Origin of the sequence: Nonlabens arenilitoris (assembly GCF_002954765.1) — a bacterium.
GTDB classification, from domain to species: domain Bacteria; phylum Bacteroidota; class Bacteroidia; order Flavobacteriales; family Flavobacteriaceae; genus Nonlabens; species Nonlabens arenilitoris.
Genome location: NZ_MTPW01000001.1, coordinates 2286052 through 2300830, shown reverse-complemented (window position 1 = coordinate 2300830; position 14779 = coordinate 2286052). Strand labels below are relative to the sequence as shown.

Genomic DNA, 14779 nt, shown 5'->3' with positions numbered 1-14779 from the left:
GCAGCATATCATCTATGGTTACTATCATGAGAAACAACAAGAAATTGTTTCTTGAGAGAAAAGAACGTCGTAAAAAAAGAAAACAATCTCATGCTACTTATTCTCAAGGTGTAGAAAGAAAAGATTACACAATACAAGAAGTAGAAGCAGCAAAACGCAAGATACGCAAGCAGGCAGATAAGGATAAGAGAAAATCACTTCTCATTATCATCATAACGATTATCGCGGCACCTATCGTTTTTTATGGAATTGGCACCTTGCTATATGAATTAATGAAGTTTCAGTCTAATTCTTAAGCCGTATGTATTATAACAATCATCTCTATAAAAAAATACAGGCTATTCAAAATAAAGCGACGCAACGTAGAACCAACAGAATAAATGATGCTCGTAATTCAGTTTACAATGAGCAGACAAGTTCAAAAATGAGTCTGCTGTTTACACCAGAACAAGTCGCAAGTACTAAAAGAAAAGTAATAGCAAAGGCGCTTAAAGACCAGCGTGACAACAAACGCTTCTGATACCTTAAATTAATACTCACCATCGTTTTATTACTCTTAATTTATTGGTGGTTATTTTTATAACTACAGCATTACTTTACCTTTGATGTTATTAAATGTAAAGATAACAATGCAACTTACCACACCAGTTCCTATTAAACCGTTACAACCTGCCATTAACTATGACAGTGCTATGGTATTTTTAGGTAGTTGTTTTACAGAAAATATAGGTAGCAAAATGGCTTATCACGGCTTTAAGACTTGCGTAAATCCATTTGGGATTATTTTTAATCCTCATAGTTTACTAGTATTGATCGAGCGTTCTTTGAGTAACGACTTGTTTTCTCTAGAAGATATCGATACTCATTTTTCTTACCTCGCGCATTCTGATTTAAACGGTTCTAGTCAAGATGCGGTTTTAAAAAACCTAAATACTGCTGGAAAAGTTCTCGTTCAACATATTAAAAAAGCATCTCACATATTTATAACGCTGGGAACAGCCTGGGTTTATAAGCATATTGAGAAGAAGATAATTGTAGCAAATTGCCATAAACAATCTCAGCAACTATTTAAGAAAAAGTTACTTTCTATTAATCAAATTATAGATAGTTTAAATACTATGATTAGCCTGATTAACGAGGCCAATCCTCAAGCTCAAGTTATTTTCACGCTTTCTCCTGTACGACATATTAAAGATGGATTTACTGAAAACCAACGCAGTAAATCTAGACTTTTTGAAGCCATTCAAGCGGTAGTAGAAACGCAAAAAGCGCAGTATTTCCCGGCATATGAGATTGTAATGGATGAACTGCGTGACTATAGATTCTATGGCCGTGATATGGTTCATTTAAGTGAAACGGGCATTGAGTTGGTTTGGGAACGCTTCCGCGAAAGCGTGATTTCTACAACCTGTTTACCTATAATGAAAGCCGTGGATAAACATCGTAAACTTGTCGCACACAGACCATCCAACGTTGATTTGCATCTGGAACAGATTGAAAACTCACTAGCTAACCTACAACAAAAATATCCTCATATTCAATTATGAAAAATTTAAAAACACTAGTTCTAGGCGCTTTGATGATGCTTGCCATTGTTTTGATTTATGACTACATAAAAGGTTATAAGACTGATCAGGAAAATCTTATTGCGCAAACAGAACTTATTGGAAAAGAAGTGCGTAATGTGAGTAAACTTATAGTAACTGAAGTTAATTACGGTAAAGTGTATACTTATGAAAACACAAAGTCCTATGGCTGGGATTTCTTTGCTAGTAAGAAAAAAGCACTTGTGGTTTCAAATGCCAAAGCACAAGTCATTTATAACCTCAAAAATTTAGAATACTCTGTAGACGCTGAGAATAAACAAATCATCTTTTCAAAACTACCCGAGCCCATTATCAACATTAATCCTAATTTAAGTCTTTACCAGTTGGATAATGGTATACTCAACACCTTTGAGGCAAAGGATTTCAATAGTATGAAACAAAAGATATCAAAAGATATTGAGCGTCAAATTAGGAATAGTGATATCCTTAAAAACGCAGATGACAGATTATTACTAGAACTGTCACGCATTTTTGTTTTGAGCAATTCTATGGGATGGACGGTTATCTATGATGGAAAGTCTGTAGAAAATATTACGGAAATAACAGAATTTAAAGACTAGTCTGTTTTGATTTGATATTCTTCAGATAGTTTATCATATTCTGTCTGTAACATTTGCCATCTGGTATTAAAGATTTGTTTTTTAAGAGCACACATTTTAGCATTCTTCTCTAGTGCTTTTTCAAATTCTGGAGCGGTAAGCTCTTTATTCATGTAGGCATTAGTTATTCCTGGTCGCTCTTCTTTACAAGCTTGATATTCATTATAGGCTAGGACATACTCTTGATATGCCTGACTACTTTTAATACCATCAGTCGCCTCTGTAGTAGTCGTAGTATCTTGTTGATTGCACGATGCTAATCCTATTACTAAAAAGATTAAAAAGAACTTTTTCATGATAATTAATTTTAATTCAAATTTAAGCTTTGATATTAAATTTTAAAAACTAAAAAAGCCTTTTCAATTGCTTTTTGAAAAGGCTCTTATCCATTAATAAATCAAATAAATCGACAGTTGTTTAAGGTCTGTCTCTACCTCTACGTTCTTTATATTCTCTTAGCATTTTTTTTCTGAAATCCATTTCAGCTTTCATGAGTTTTAAAAAACGTTTTGCTCCTATTATTTTAATAATCTCATTGCTATTTTGCTCATAACTAGCAGCATGAATTTGATTGTCTAAATCTGTAATTTTACTCACATAGTTAGACGCCTCGTTATCTGTTAGTGCATCTACTTTAGATTCCATTTCACGTATCAAGGCTTTCTTTTTGCGCTCTAAAGAGTGACGCTTTTCTCTCAGTTTGTTAAAAACTGGCCAGAACTTGCCTGCTTCATCTGGTGTTAATTCTAACTGCTCTGTGATGTAAGCTACCGCTAGTGCTTCAATTTTCTCTTTATTCATACGACGATGATTATCTCTATCGCCTTCAGGTCCTTGCGCCATCCCTATAGTACTTATAAGTACGACTATTATTAATATATACTTTTCATTCTGTAATAATTTCGTTTAACTCCATTTCTTCTTCTAGATAATCATACAATACGTCTGTATCTAGACTTTCTGTAAGACTGATGTCATCTAGTATATCATTATCTGCAAATAAAATATCCACGGTCGTGTCATCATATAAAAAAGACTCTTCGATAAGATAATCTTCAAGCACTGATGTTTCTACACTTGCGATATCTATAGGTTCATTTCCAGTATTGAAGGTTAAAACAATAGCTAACATGGCAGCTATCGCAAGAACTGGATATAAGAAAGTTGTAAAATTAGATTTTTTAGGTAGATGTCTTACCTTATCATCAACTACTGGAATTAATTGTTCTTCTAGAGATTCAAAATAACCATCAGGTACCTCAAAACCAGTTTCTTTACCTAGTTTTTCCTCTAGATTCCATTGCGTCATCATATCTTCTTCAAAATTTTTAAAGAAGTCTTGAGGTACTTGAAAACCTAAATCCTTATTATGTTTATTTTCTTTTTCCATGTTCTGGTTTTAAGACTCTTAAGTTCTTAAATAGTTTAATCTTGTTTTATAAATTGTTCAATCTTCTTTGCTGCAATATGATAGCTAGACTTAACAGCTCCTTCACTTAATTCTAACAAATCTGCAATATCTTTAAATTTAACCTCATCATAATAACGCATTTTAAAAATCTCGCTTTGTCTTTTAGGTAATTGAGCGAGAGCCTTTTGTAAGGCTAGTTGAATTTCATCACCAGTAAAATATACATCTGCCTCTAGTTGATCTACCAGATGGGCTTGCAGCTCTGTATCATTGACCTGTAATTGCTTCCCTTTTTTAGTTAAGAACGTCATGCTTTCATTATAAGCGATACGATACAACCATGATGATAATTTACTATCACCTTTAAAATTTTTATCCCTTTAAAAACTTTTACAAAAACATTTTGCAGTACATCATGCGCATCGTCATGATCTATAACTAACTTTCTTATTTGCCAGTATAACTGTTGTTGATACTCTTTTAAAAGCATGCGGTAGCCAGCCTCTATAGTTTGAGGAGCATTGATAAGCTCTAGAATCTCGTATTCTTTATCTATTATCATAGTCTACCTTATGACTTAAAAAGAAAGATAAGGTTTAATCCATTGGCAGAAAATTTTATTAATGTTTTAGCGTTGTAAAATTGTAGATTAATTATCTTCACTACTTGTAATTTAAACTAACCATGGATCATAACAATATTTCTTCATATCAACCACTTATCGCAGCTAGTGATGATACTAGAGTAGCTTTCTATAAACGTACTTATGCACACGTTGCTCTAGCCGTTTTACTTTTTATAGTTGTAGAATCTATTTTTTTACGTATTGAGCCACTAGTAGAATTTGCCTTATCTATGACTCAAGGATGGCGATGGTTACTTATTCTAGGTGGATTTATGTTAGCGACTAACTATGCCGAAAATATAGCCCATAAATCACATGATAAGACTAAACAATACCTTGCATTATTGTTATATGTCATCGCAGAAGCTTTTATCTTTTTACCTATGATATGGATTGCTATTGCTTACTCTGGTGGTAGTATGAATATATTTGACAATTCTATCATTAATCAAGCAGCTGTAATGACTCTAGCTTTATTTACAGGCTTGAGTGCTATCGTATTATTTACAAAAAAAGATTTCAGCTTTTTGCGCAATATACTTATGGTAGGTTTTTTTATTGCCTTAGGCCTTATCGTAGCCGGAATGATTTTTGGCTTTAATCTTGGACTTGCATTTAGTGCCGGAATGGTGGTTCTAGCAGCAGGATCCATACTATACCAAACATCCAATCTTGTACATAAATACAGTACAGATCAACATGTAGGCGCCTCACTAGGTCTATTTGCATCATTGATGCTGTTATTTTGGTACTTACTGAGTATATTTTCTAGAGATTAGATTGCTCTCTCACATACTTGTTCTAAATCCAGAGACAGAATGGATGGCTCCATACGCATTTGCGGCAGTTGCTGTTGGATTCTTATTTTTCTTTGGTCATCTTATTTTACGCAGGTTACAGCACAAAAAAGACTTTATATGGAATAGACAGCCATTTACGTATCGCAGGTTACCGCTTTCGCGAAAGCGTCTACTAGAAACCTATCCTTTTTATTTAAAGCTATCTAAAAAATACCAGCGACAGTTTGAACATCGCATGGCAGCCTTTATAAAAGATAAAGATTTCAGACATCGATATGAAAATCAAGTATCTGATGCACAGGTTACCTATAGCGCGGCAGTAGCGATACAATTAAGTTTTGGCAGGGCAAATTATTTGTACAGTATGTTGAATACGGTACTGTTTTTCCCACAGGCATTCCAAAGCCCAACTAACGAAGCTATGCACAAAGGTGAATACAATCCTCGTGCTAAAGTCCTTGCTCTATCCTGGGAAGATTTTTTAACAGGTATGGCAATCGATAATGATAATCTTCACCTGGGATTGCATGAATTAATGCACGTTATGCATTTTGAAAGTAAACATAGTACAGATGTAGATTCTGCTAGATTCCATAAATATGAGCAAAAGATATTGCGACATATTATGAATCCTGAAGTGAGACAAAAGTTAGATGATACTAAATACTTTAGAGCATATGCATTTACAAATGAGTATGAATTTCTATCTGTACTTACAGAATACTTCTTTGAATCTCCAGCCGATTTTAAATCTGGTTTCCCAGTATTGTTCAATTATTTGAAAACAGCCTTACTTTATAAGGACGAGTGGATTTTTGAAAATTAATACCTCGCCATATCATTGCGACCATTCCATATCAAGTATAAGCCTAATACAAAAGGAAAGGTATAAACAGCAATCACAAATTTATTTAAGGTGACTACATTATAAATGAACGGGAAAACACAGCCAAAAAACAACAAAGCGATCCCTATCCACAATTTATTTCTACCCGTTTGATGTATCGCTTTTAACTCTGTCAACCTAGCCGCTCTTTTATCAACTCTATTGACCGTATAATTTACGTCTTCTAGATCCATCATTTGATTTTTAAGCTTATTACGTACAGCACTTAAATCCATCTTACCACTACTCACTTCTTGTGCATAGTATTCTATTTGAGCTCTTATGTCTGCCGTATGCGGATTCATATATTATATTTTTTTAAATTAAATAAAAAAGTCCGTAGTTCAAATTTGAACTACGGACTCTAAACGTAAAAACTTAAGACCTCAATGCTAGTCTCTAATTAATTTCTTATAACGTATTCTCTTAGGCGTTACATCACCTAATCGTTTTTTCTTATTTTCTTCATATTCCGTAAAACTCCCTTCAAAAGAATAGATCTGAGAGTCACCTTCAAATGCGATGATATGTGTACATACTCTATCTAAAAACCACCTGTCGTGAGAAATAATAACCGCACAACCTGCAAAGTTATCAAGTCCTTCTTCTAGTGCACGTAGTGTATTTACATCTAGATCGTTAGTAGGCTCATCGAGTAATAATACGTTTCCTTCTTCTTTAAGAGTCATCGCTAGATGTAAACGGTTGCGTTCACCACCAGAAAGCGTAGAAACCTTCTTATTTTGCTCAGATCCTGAAAAGTTAAAACGACTTAGGTAAGCTCTAGAGTTAACCATACGTCCCGCCATCATTACCATGTCTTGGCCATCTGCAAAGTTTTCCCATATTGATTTATCTGGATCGATATCGCTGTGTGATTGATCTACATAAGCCAGCTTAACAGTTTCACCTACTGTAAATGATCCTTTATCTGGTTGCTCTTGCCCCATAATCATTTTGAAAATGGTTGTTTTACCAGCACCATTGGGACCTATGATACCTACAATACCATTTTGTGGTAACACAAAATTTAAGTCTTCATAAAGTAACTTATCGCCAAAGGCCTTACTCACTCCTTTTGCCTCAATTACATTAGTACCTAGACGTGGTCCATTAGGTATATAAATCTCTAGCTTTTCCTCTTTTTGTTTTTGATCTTCATTCAATAACTTATCATAGTTATTTAAACGTGCCTTTTGTTTAGACTGTCTACCTTTTGCACCTTGACGTACCCAATCCAGCTCACGCTGCAATGTTTTTTGACGTTTAGATTCTGTTTTTTCTTCTTTTCTTAAACGGTCACCTTTTTGCTCTAACCAGCTAGAGTAATTTCCTTTCCATGGAATTCCTTCTCCACGATCCAGTTCTAGAATCCAACCTGCAACGTTATCTAAGAAATATCTATCGTGCGTTACAGCGATTACCGTTCCTTTATATTGTGCAAGGTGTTGTTCTAACCATAAAACAGACTCTGCGTCGAGGTGGTTAGTAGGCTCATCTAATAATAAAATCTCTGGTTGTTGAAGTAATAAACGACATAGCGCTACACGACGTTTCTCTCCACCAGATAAATTCTTAATACTAGCGTCTCCAGGTGGTGTGCGCAGGGCATCCATGGCAATTTCTAGTTTAGTATCTAGTTCCCAGGCGTTTGTCGCATCTATCTTATCTTGCAGCTCTGCTTGACGGTTCATTAGTTTCTCCATCTTATCTGCGTCTGAGTACACTTCTTCTAGACCAAAATCATCGTTAATTTTATTATACTCATCTAGAATAGCAACAGTCTCTGCAACACCTTCGCGCACGATTTCCATTACTGTTTTAGAGTCATCTAGTTGTGGCTCTTGCTCGAGATAACCTACATTATAACCTGGTAAGAAATGAATATCTCCTTGATAATTCTTTTCAATACCAGCAATGATTTTCATCAACGTAGATTTACCAGATCCGTTAAGACCTAGTATTCCTATTTTTGCCCCATAGAAAAAACTTAAGTGTATATTCTTAAGAACCTGTTTCCCTGTACTTTGATAAGTCTTTGAAAGACCTGACATGGAAAATATTACTTGTTTATCATCGCTCATAGTTGCGCTGTTTTTTGTTGTATTAATGTATGTAATTGTGTGAGAGATTCTTTTTGAAAACGCTTTCGCGAAAGCGTCATCGCATCCATCTCATTTATTTTAATTATCAATCCAGCATCAGTCAGTTGATACTTTTCTATGTCACTAAATTGAAAACCAAAAGTTTTATGCCCTAATAATTTTGCGGTTAGACCAGTGTTTGTGAATTTAATAGTGTTGCGCTGTCTTATATTTTTTATTTGTGGAATACCGATGAGGATAATCCCTATAAATGCTGGTATAATGTAATACCAGTGAGCACCATCAACTATTATTAAAGTTCCAAAAACAAAACAAGAAATTATAGCTATTACAGTAGGGATAACTACTTTAAGAGCTGTAAGATCTTCAAATTGAATTTTTTCCTTCACTACACTCGCCCTTTCAACGCGTTAAAAACCCAAGCGATAGCAAAGAAACCTACACCTACTGCAGCAAATCCATAGCCAGCTACCTGATTGTATCTAAATGCGCCCAGTGCTATAAGTCCTAGTCCTATGATAATCATGATTAAAGTTGCCCAGCCTAAAACGCCATTTTTATTCATCGCCATATAATCTTCTTTTCAATTTCAAAGATAAGAAGGAAAGCACAAGTAATTAAATTGATATTATTACAAACATGACTTCCTTTAAATCTCTATGTTGTATACTTCTAATTAATTATAATTGATTATTTAAAATTCTCTAATGATTGCATTACTTAGAGTCTCCATCAACTAATTTATGGAGTTTCTTTGTACCGCGATACATTTCATATTTTACAAACCGTGCTTCTAGTTTACCATTATATACTTTAATCTTGCGAGATGGACGTAATCCCACTGATTTTAATGCCTCGAGATTACCGGTTATCATCCATGCTGTAGAACCGGTATAACGCTGTTTTAAAGTATCACCTATTGATTTATAAAATGCATCGGTATCGATCTCTATACGTTCATCATATGGTGGATTAAACATTAAAAAGGCTTGTGCACTTTGATGATCTCTAAAGAAATCACCTTTTTCTAGTTTTATAAAGTCTTGAAGATTAGCATTTTTTACGTTTTCTTTTGCTTTTTCCAGTGTGTATCCATCAGCATCACGTGCGATGATAGGACCTTCAAACTCACGCATTTTCTTTAGACAGCTTTCTTGAATCATTTCAAAAAGTGCATTATCATAATTGGGCCATTTTTCAAAGCCAAATTCTGGTCGGTTCAAATTAGGTGCGATGTTTGCTGCTATCATTGCGGCCTCTATAGCAATCGTTCCACTACCACACATGGGATCTATAAATTGAGATCGTTGATCCCAATCACTTAGTAAAATTAATCCTGCTGCAAGCACCTCATTTATAGGTGCTATGTTAGTCTCTTGACGATAACCACGTTTAAATAGCGGCTCACCACTAGAGTCAATAGAAACGTCTACTTTTTGATCATTGATATGCACAGACACTCTTAAGTCTGGATGTTTAGTATCCACATCTGGACGTCTACCTGTGTTATTACGTATTTGATCTACAATTGCATCTTTAGTTTTTAAAGCGACATACTGACTATGATTAAAGTATTGTGACGCTACCGTACCGTGTACGGCAAGTGTATCGTGTGCAGTCAGATACTTAGACCAATCCATTTGATAAATACCATCATAGAGGTCTACTTCATTGCGCGCTCTAAAAGAATGTATAGGTACTAGAATACGTATTGCTGTGCGCAACATCATATTTGCCTTGTACATAAAACCCAGATCGCCTTCAAAACTCACCATGCGCACACCTTTCTCTATATGTGTTGCACCTAACTGGCGGAGCTCTTTTTCAAGGACTTCTTCTAGGCCAAAAAGCGTTTTGGCAATCATCTTAAAACTTTGGGACATTCTTCACAGATTTGAGCCGCAAAATTAAGCTATTTTTGTTGCCTATGAGCACTGCATCCCAAACAGATCAATGGTACGCGAGTTGGTTTGACACTCCATATTATCATATTCTTTATCGAGATAGAGATTATCAAGAAGCTGGCGCATTTATGCGTCGCCTTACAGACAGCCTTAACTTAACTAAGTCTTCTCATATCATGGACTTAGCCTGTGGTCGTGGTAGACACAGTATGTATTTGAATCGTCTAGGATATCGTGTAACTGGTGTTGATTTAAGTCCATCTAGTATTGCATTTGCAAAAGCACAATTGAGAGACAATACGACTTCTACCTCAGATGTAGAAAATGATAAATCGCTCTTACCAATCGATGCAAGTCGTATTAATTTTGAGGTACATAATATGACAGTACCCTATGATGGTCAATTTGACGCGGTATTTAATCTCTTTACTAGTTTTGGTTATTTTGATGATGTGGCAGATAATGTAAATACTATTAAAGCTATTTATTCAAATTTAAAGCCTGGTGGATATGGAGTTATCGATTTTATGAATGCTCCATTTGTCATTAAAAATCTAGTTGCCTATAATGAGAAAATTGAGGATGGCATTACCTTTAAACAATGGCGTCGTTATGAAAAAGGTCATATCTATAAGGATATTAAATTTACAGATCAAGAACGTAATTATCATTTTACAGAACGTGTGAGCGCCCTAGAATTAGCAGATTTTACGAATTATTTTAAAAAAGCAGGATTAGAATTAATAGAGGTTTATGGAGATTATCATTTAAACAATTATGATGCTGCAACTAGTGAGCGACTAATTATGGTTGTCAGAAAGTAAATCAATACTGGACCAATTCTTTATTCAGACCATAAATCACCTCACAGATAATTCATTAATATTACTTTTACGCTTTAACAAATAACCCGAATTGAATTTTTTACTTCCATTTATCGCTGTATTACTAGGAGCTGGAGCAGCAATGTTGTTCAAATCACCTGCTGCAAATAGAATGAAATTATTGCTTGCATTTTCTGGGGCATTTTTATTAAGTAGCGTCGCTTCAGAATTTTTACCTGAAATTTATGAAGATGGCGATAGCACGATGGGAATATATCTTATCGCTGGAGTTTTTATACAGATTATACTAGAATTCTTTTCAAAAGGTGCAGAACATGGCCACCTACACGTAAGTAAAGAGATTCAACAGTTTCCTTATCTACTTTTTAGTAGTTTATGCTTGCATGCATTCCTAGAAGGTATGCCGTTGCAAGGTCATGGTGGTATGGTATATGGTATTTCTATTCATAAAATACCTATAGCTTTTATTTTTGCTAGTTTTTTATTGAACAGCACCATGTCGCGATGGAAGTCTATTGCTATATTATTATTATTTGCAGTCATGTCACCACTAGGTAGTTTACTAGCTAGTGAGATGAGCTTTTTTGATGCTTATATGACACCTATCAAAGCTATTGTTGCAGGTATTGTACTGCATGTATCCACTACTCTTATTCTAGAATCGAGTGAAGCGCACAAATTTAACCTTGCTAAGATTTTAGTAATGTTAACGGGTGCTGTGTTAGGTTTTTTGGTTTAAACGTTAACCACCTCAAGCACCATCAAAAAATGACTGATGCTTCCACCTAACACAAATAGGTGCCAGATAACATGATTGAAATAGAGTTTATTCCAAGCATAAAAGACGATTCCTACGGTAAAAAAGACGCCACCTGCGATTAACCAAAAAATCATTGAATCTGTAAATAAGGACTGTACACTTTCTAAATCTAAAATAATCAACCAGCCCATCACTAAGTATAGAATGCTAGAAAATGCCTCATATTTACCTGTAAAGAACAGCTTCCATATAAGTCCAAAAATTGCAATTCCCCACACAGCATATAAAATCATCCAGCCATTACTATCTTGTAATAATAATAAACACATAGGTGTATAAGTTCCTGCAATAGATCCGTAAATAGCGATATGATCCATCTTGCGCAGTACATCTTTTCTTGAACCTACTTCAACCCAATGATAGTAAGTTGATGAAAAGTAAAGAAGAATCTGTGAAAACGTATAAATCCCTATAGCTGGATATGTATAAGCTTGATTACTGTCTTCAATTTTTAAAAACAATAATACCGCACCAATTAATGCTAAAATTAAACCAAAGCCATGTGTAATGACGTTCCACTTTTCCTCTAGCGGTGATTGTGCTCTAGCCATGTAGTGACATCTTCATCATTTCTTTTCTAGCTTCCTCATATTCAGACACCATATTTTCAACGACTTGTGCCGCCGGTAAAATATCATTAATCAATCCCGATATTTGACCTATTTCTAGTTCACCTTCATTCAAATCACCTTCAAACATTCCTTTCTTAGCTCTCGCTCGACCCAGTAAGGTTTTTAATTCTTCAGGTGATGGTGCTGTTTTGTAAAGCTCTTGTACATCTCCCCAAAATTTATTGCGCAGTAAACGTACTGGCGCTAACTCTTTAAGTGTCAAATGTGTATCACCTTCCTTTGCATCAACCACAGCCTGTTTAAAAGCGAGGTGGCTACTAGCTTCATGAGTGGCTACAAAACGGCTTCCTACCTGAACAGCTTCAGCTCCTAGCGTCATGGCAGCGAGCATACCTCTACCTGTTGCAATACCGCCAGCAGCGATTAATGGTATTTTCAAAGCTGCTTTTACCATAGGTATTAAAGTAAGCGTTGTGGTCTCTTCTCTTCCATTGTGACCACCGGCTTCAAATCCTTCTGCTACCACAGCATCTACTCCAGCATCTTGACATTTTAAAGCAAATTTCACAGAACTTACTACATGTACCACAGTGATTCCTGCGTCCTTCAACCTTTGAGTATAAGTTTTAGGGTTACCTGCACTGGTAAAAACAATTGGTACTTTTTCTTCTATAATGATTTGAAGAATTTCTTCTAGATCGGTATACAGCAACGGTACGTTAACACCATAAGGTTGATCTGTGGCTTTTTTAACTTTTTGAATATGTTCTCTTAAAACATCAGGATACATAGAACCAGCACCTATAAGCCCTAATCCTCCAGCATTAGATACTGCACTAGCTAGCTTATAACCACTAGCCCATATCATACCACCTTGAATAATGGGATATTTAACACCGAATAAAGAAGTAATTCTATTTTCCATAGTTTCATTTTACAGTTACAAATTTAAAAGAAAAAGAGAGGCGTAAAGACCGATTGAGTGGATTACTCAAAAATAGAATCTAAAGAATAATAAATTCTTAAAAGGCAACATTTATTGATCTATTCAACTCTTCAATTTGAAATATATAAATACCAGAATTAAAAGAATTCAACTCAAGTGGCTTTTCATTCTCGAGCATACCAGTCCAAACGCACTGTCCCATAAGGTTGTAAAGCCTAGCTTGTACCTCTGTATAGTCTTGTGGTAAATCAACCACCAACTGTTTACTATTATTAATGTAGTAATTCAATTCTACATCTTTAAACTGCGTTATACTCAAAGTTTGAAATACCGCACCAAAATCAGGAATCCCATATCCAAATTGATTATTTGGAGTCATAAAATTATCTGCACTTTGCTCTATAGCGTTTTTAAGTTGTAAAGGAGTTAAATTGGGATATGCTTGTATTAAACAGGCAACAGCACCACTAATCAAAGGAGCACTATAAGAGGTACCACTACCAGAAACTAAAGCTCCATTCTCAGTAATTAGTGCCGTACCGCTTCCTTGTGCTACTACATTAGGTTTTAATCGATTGTCAAATGTTGGTCCCGTACTCGAGAAATTTGATAACTGTTCCGTCGCTGTTACAGATCCGATACTAAAGGCTCCAGCAGCGTCTGCCGGTGCACTGATGTATGGATGCGAAGTCGAGGTTCCGGAATTACCGGCACTTACCACAACAAATAATCCTTTTTCAAATGCTACGTTTGCACCACGTGATATAAAAGCCGTTTGTCCGTCCAAATCTGTATAACTCAAACTTTCTGCAGGATTATCAAAACTCAAATAGCCTAGCGATACGTTGATCACATCAACACCTAATGAATCTGCACGTTCTGCTGCGGCAACCCAATAGCTTAATTCTACTGGCGTTTCTGTAGCAACGTCTTCGGTTCTAAATAAATAATATTGCGCATCGGGCGCGCTTCCTTCAAAATTACCAGCCTCATGTGCTGCCATAATACTCAACACTCGTGCACCGTGAAAATGATCACCATAATAACTGTTATCGCCTGCTACAAAGTCGTATCCACCAGCGACACCATTATTATTACGCAATTGTTGAAACGCTGGATTAGTATCTACATTAGGAAAACCGCTATCGGTTACTGCGATGGTAACACCAGAGCCTGTGTTGCCTAAATCATGTAAATCATTTAAACCTATCATATCAATTTGGTTCAATGCATTTCCATAAGTGAGCGGTGGAATGGTCGTCTGGGCAAATTTATTGTGGTGATTGATTTGGGTCATTTTAGTAGGATCTGCAAAATCAATGCTAGACACAAATGATAATGCGAACAATGCATTAATATCTGTTTCTAAGCCCGTAACATGCACACAATTAAACCACTTAGACTGTGTTTTATAAGTGATACCTGGCTGCGATTGAATTTGAGTGACATAGTTTTGATTGACAGGCACGTCTCGATCATCAATAGCGATTCCATGTCTAGCCTTGCGTTGTATTGCTTTTTGAGTAAGTATACTTTGTGGCGACGCTATGCTAGCAGTGACATTAGGCTTATCTGTAAAATAGATCCATGCATGTAGTTCTTGTGCATACGCTTTCCCGAAAGCGAGATAAAAAACGATACACAAAACAATTCTCATCT

At 35.5% G+C, this 14779-nt stretch carries 21 protein-coding genes; 8 read left to right on the top strand and 13 right to left on the bottom strand.

Annotated features, from left to right (window positions below):
* Nucleotides 1-26 precede the first annotated feature (26 nt).
* From BST92_RS10140 to BST92_RS10125, 4 genes are all read left to right on the top strand, one after another.
* On the top strand, nucleotides 27-296 hold the full coding sequence (locus BST92_RS10140) for a hypothetical protein (protein ID WP_146105142.1): 270 nt from the start codon (nucleotides 27-29) through the stop codon (nucleotides 294-296).
* 5 nt (nucleotides 297-301) lie between these two features.
* A complete protein-coding gene (locus BST92_RS10135) occupies nucleotides 302-520 on the top strand; it encodes a hypothetical protein (protein WP_105071343.1) in 219 nt (72 codons plus the stop codon).
* A gap of 109 nt (nucleotides 521-629) precedes the next feature.
* Entirely contained in the window at nucleotides 630-1547 is a 918-nt protein-coding gene (locus tag BST92_RS10130) for a GSCFA domain-containing protein (protein WP_105072248.1), read from the top strand.
* Complete coding sequence (locus tag BST92_RS10125; protein WP_105071342.1) at nucleotides 1544-2167, top strand: DUF4230 domain-containing protein; 624 nt, start codon at nucleotides 1544-1546, stop codon at nucleotides 2165-2167. The genes BST92_RS10130 and BST92_RS10125 overlap by 4 nt, the downstream gene beginning before the upstream one ends.
* On the opposite strand, the gene BST92_RS10120 is transcribed toward BST92_RS10125, so the two are convergent.
* The 5 genes from BST92_RS10120 to BST92_RS15445 form a co-directional block, all read right to left on the bottom strand.
* A complete protein-coding gene (locus tag BST92_RS10120) occupies nucleotides 2164-2502 on the bottom strand; it encodes a hypothetical protein (protein WP_105071341.1) in 339 nt (112 codons plus the stop codon). The genes BST92_RS10125 and BST92_RS10120 overlap by 4 nt on opposite strands.
* Nucleotides 2503-2623: 121 nt before the next feature.
* Nucleotides 2624-3049 (bottom strand): hypothetical protein, encoded by a 426-nt coding sequence (locus BST92_RS10115; RefSeq protein ID WP_105071340.1) that lies wholly within the window; start codon nucleotides 3047-3049, stop codon nucleotides 2624-2626.
* A 43-nt stretch (nucleotides 3050-3092) separates the two neighbouring features.
* Complete coding sequence (locus tag BST92_RS10110; RefSeq protein ID WP_105071339.1) at nucleotides 3093-3596, bottom strand: hypothetical protein; 504 nt, start codon at nucleotides 3594-3596, stop codon at nucleotides 3093-3095.
* A gap of 35 nt (nucleotides 3597-3631) precedes the next feature.
* Nucleotides 3632-3955, bottom strand: coding sequence for an RNA polymerase sigma factor (locus tag BST92_RS15450; protein WP_342747860.1), 324 nt, complete (start codon nucleotides 3953-3955; stop codon nucleotides 3632-3634).
* Nucleotides 3925-4179, bottom strand: coding sequence for an RNA polymerase sigma factor (locus BST92_RS15445; protein WP_342747859.1), 255 nt, complete (start codon nucleotides 4177-4179; stop codon nucleotides 3925-3927). Before BST92_RS15445 ends, BST92_RS15450 begins: the two co-directional genes overlap by 31 nt.
* Before the next feature lie 122 nt (nucleotides 4180-4301).
* Here BST92_RS15445 and BST92_RS10100 point away from each other — a divergent pair, with 122 nt between their 5' ends.
* Both BST92_RS10100 and BST92_RS10095 read left to right on the top strand, forming a co-directional pair.
* Entirely contained in the window at nucleotides 4302-5021 is a 720-nt protein-coding gene (locus BST92_RS10100; protein WP_105071338.1) for a Bax inhibitor-1/YccA family protein, read from the top strand.
* A 43-nt stretch (nucleotides 5022-5064) separates the two neighbouring features.
* On the top strand, nucleotides 5065-5868 hold the full coding sequence (locus tag BST92_RS10095) for a zinc-dependent peptidase (RefSeq protein ID WP_105071337.1): 804 nt from the start codon (nucleotides 5065-5067) through the stop codon (nucleotides 5866-5868).
* On the opposite strand, the gene BST92_RS10090 is transcribed toward BST92_RS10095, so the two are convergent.
* The 5 genes from BST92_RS10090 to BST92_RS10070 form a co-directional block, all read right to left on the bottom strand.
* Entirely contained in the window at nucleotides 5865-6233 is a 369-nt protein-coding gene (locus tag BST92_RS10090) for a hypothetical protein (RefSeq protein ID WP_105071336.1), read from the bottom strand. The two genes, BST92_RS10095 and BST92_RS10090, sit on opposite strands and share 4 nt — an antisense overlap.
* An 87-nt stretch (nucleotides 6234-6320) precedes the next feature.
* The gene (gene ettA, locus BST92_RS10085) at nucleotides 6321-8012 is read right to left on the bottom strand and encodes an energy-dependent translational throttle protein EttA (protein ID WP_105071335.1); all 1692 of its coding nucleotides are present in this window, start codon (nucleotides 8010-8012) and stop codon (nucleotides 6321-6323) included.
* Nucleotides 8009-8422 (bottom strand): hypothetical protein, encoded by a 414-nt coding sequence (locus BST92_RS10080; RefSeq protein ID WP_105071334.1) that lies wholly within the window; start codon nucleotides 8420-8422, stop codon nucleotides 8009-8011. The genes ettA and BST92_RS10080 overlap by 4 nt, the downstream gene beginning before the upstream one ends.
* On the bottom strand, nucleotides 8422-8598 hold the full coding sequence (locus BST92_RS10075) for a CAL67264 family membrane protein (RefSeq protein ID WP_235183329.1): 177 nt from the start codon (nucleotides 8596-8598) through the stop codon (nucleotides 8422-8424). The genes BST92_RS10080 and BST92_RS10075 overlap by 1 nt, the downstream gene beginning before the upstream one ends.
* Before the next feature lie 151 nt (nucleotides 8599-8749).
* The gene (locus BST92_RS10070) at nucleotides 8750-9916 is read right to left on the bottom strand and encodes a THUMP domain-containing class I SAM-dependent RNA methyltransferase (protein ID WP_105071333.1); all 1167 of its coding nucleotides are present in this window, start codon (nucleotides 9914-9916) and stop codon (nucleotides 8750-8752) included.
* Nucleotides 9917-9960: 44 nt separating this feature from the next.
* Between BST92_RS10070 and BST92_RS10065 the strand changes: the two genes are divergently transcribed.
* Nucleotides 9961-10761, top strand: a complete 801-nt coding sequence (locus BST92_RS10065; protein ID WP_170061736.1) for an SAM-dependent methyltransferase — start codon at nucleotides 9961-9963, stop codon at nucleotides 10759-10761.
* A 91-nt stretch (nucleotides 10762-10852) separates the two neighbouring features.
* Entirely contained in the window at nucleotides 10853-11521 is a 669-nt protein-coding gene (locus BST92_RS10060; RefSeq protein WP_105071331.1) for a ZIP family metal transporter, read from the top strand.
* On the opposite strand, the gene trhA is transcribed toward BST92_RS10060, so the two are convergent.
* From trhA to BST92_RS10045, 3 genes are all read right to left on the bottom strand, one after another.
* On the bottom strand, nucleotides 11518-12153 hold the full coding sequence (gene trhA / locus BST92_RS10055; protein ID WP_105071330.1) for a PAQR family membrane homeostasis protein TrhA: 636 nt from the start codon (nucleotides 12151-12153) through the stop codon (nucleotides 11518-11520). The two genes, BST92_RS10060 and trhA, sit on opposite strands and share 4 nt — an antisense overlap.
* Nucleotides 12146-13099: an NAD(P)H-dependent flavin oxidoreductase gene (locus BST92_RS10050; protein ID WP_105071329.1), complete on the bottom strand. Its 954-nt coding sequence runs from the start codon at nucleotides 13097-13099 to the stop codon at nucleotides 12146-12148. Before BST92_RS10050 ends, trhA begins: the two co-directional genes overlap by 8 nt.
* Before the next feature lie 97 nt (nucleotides 13100-13196).
* Nucleotides 13197-14777: a S8 family serine peptidase gene (locus tag BST92_RS10045; protein ID WP_105071328.1), complete on the bottom strand. Its 1581-nt coding sequence runs from the start codon at nucleotides 14775-14777 to the stop codon at nucleotides 13197-13199.
* Between the last annotated feature and the right edge of the window lie 2 nt (nucleotides 14778-14779).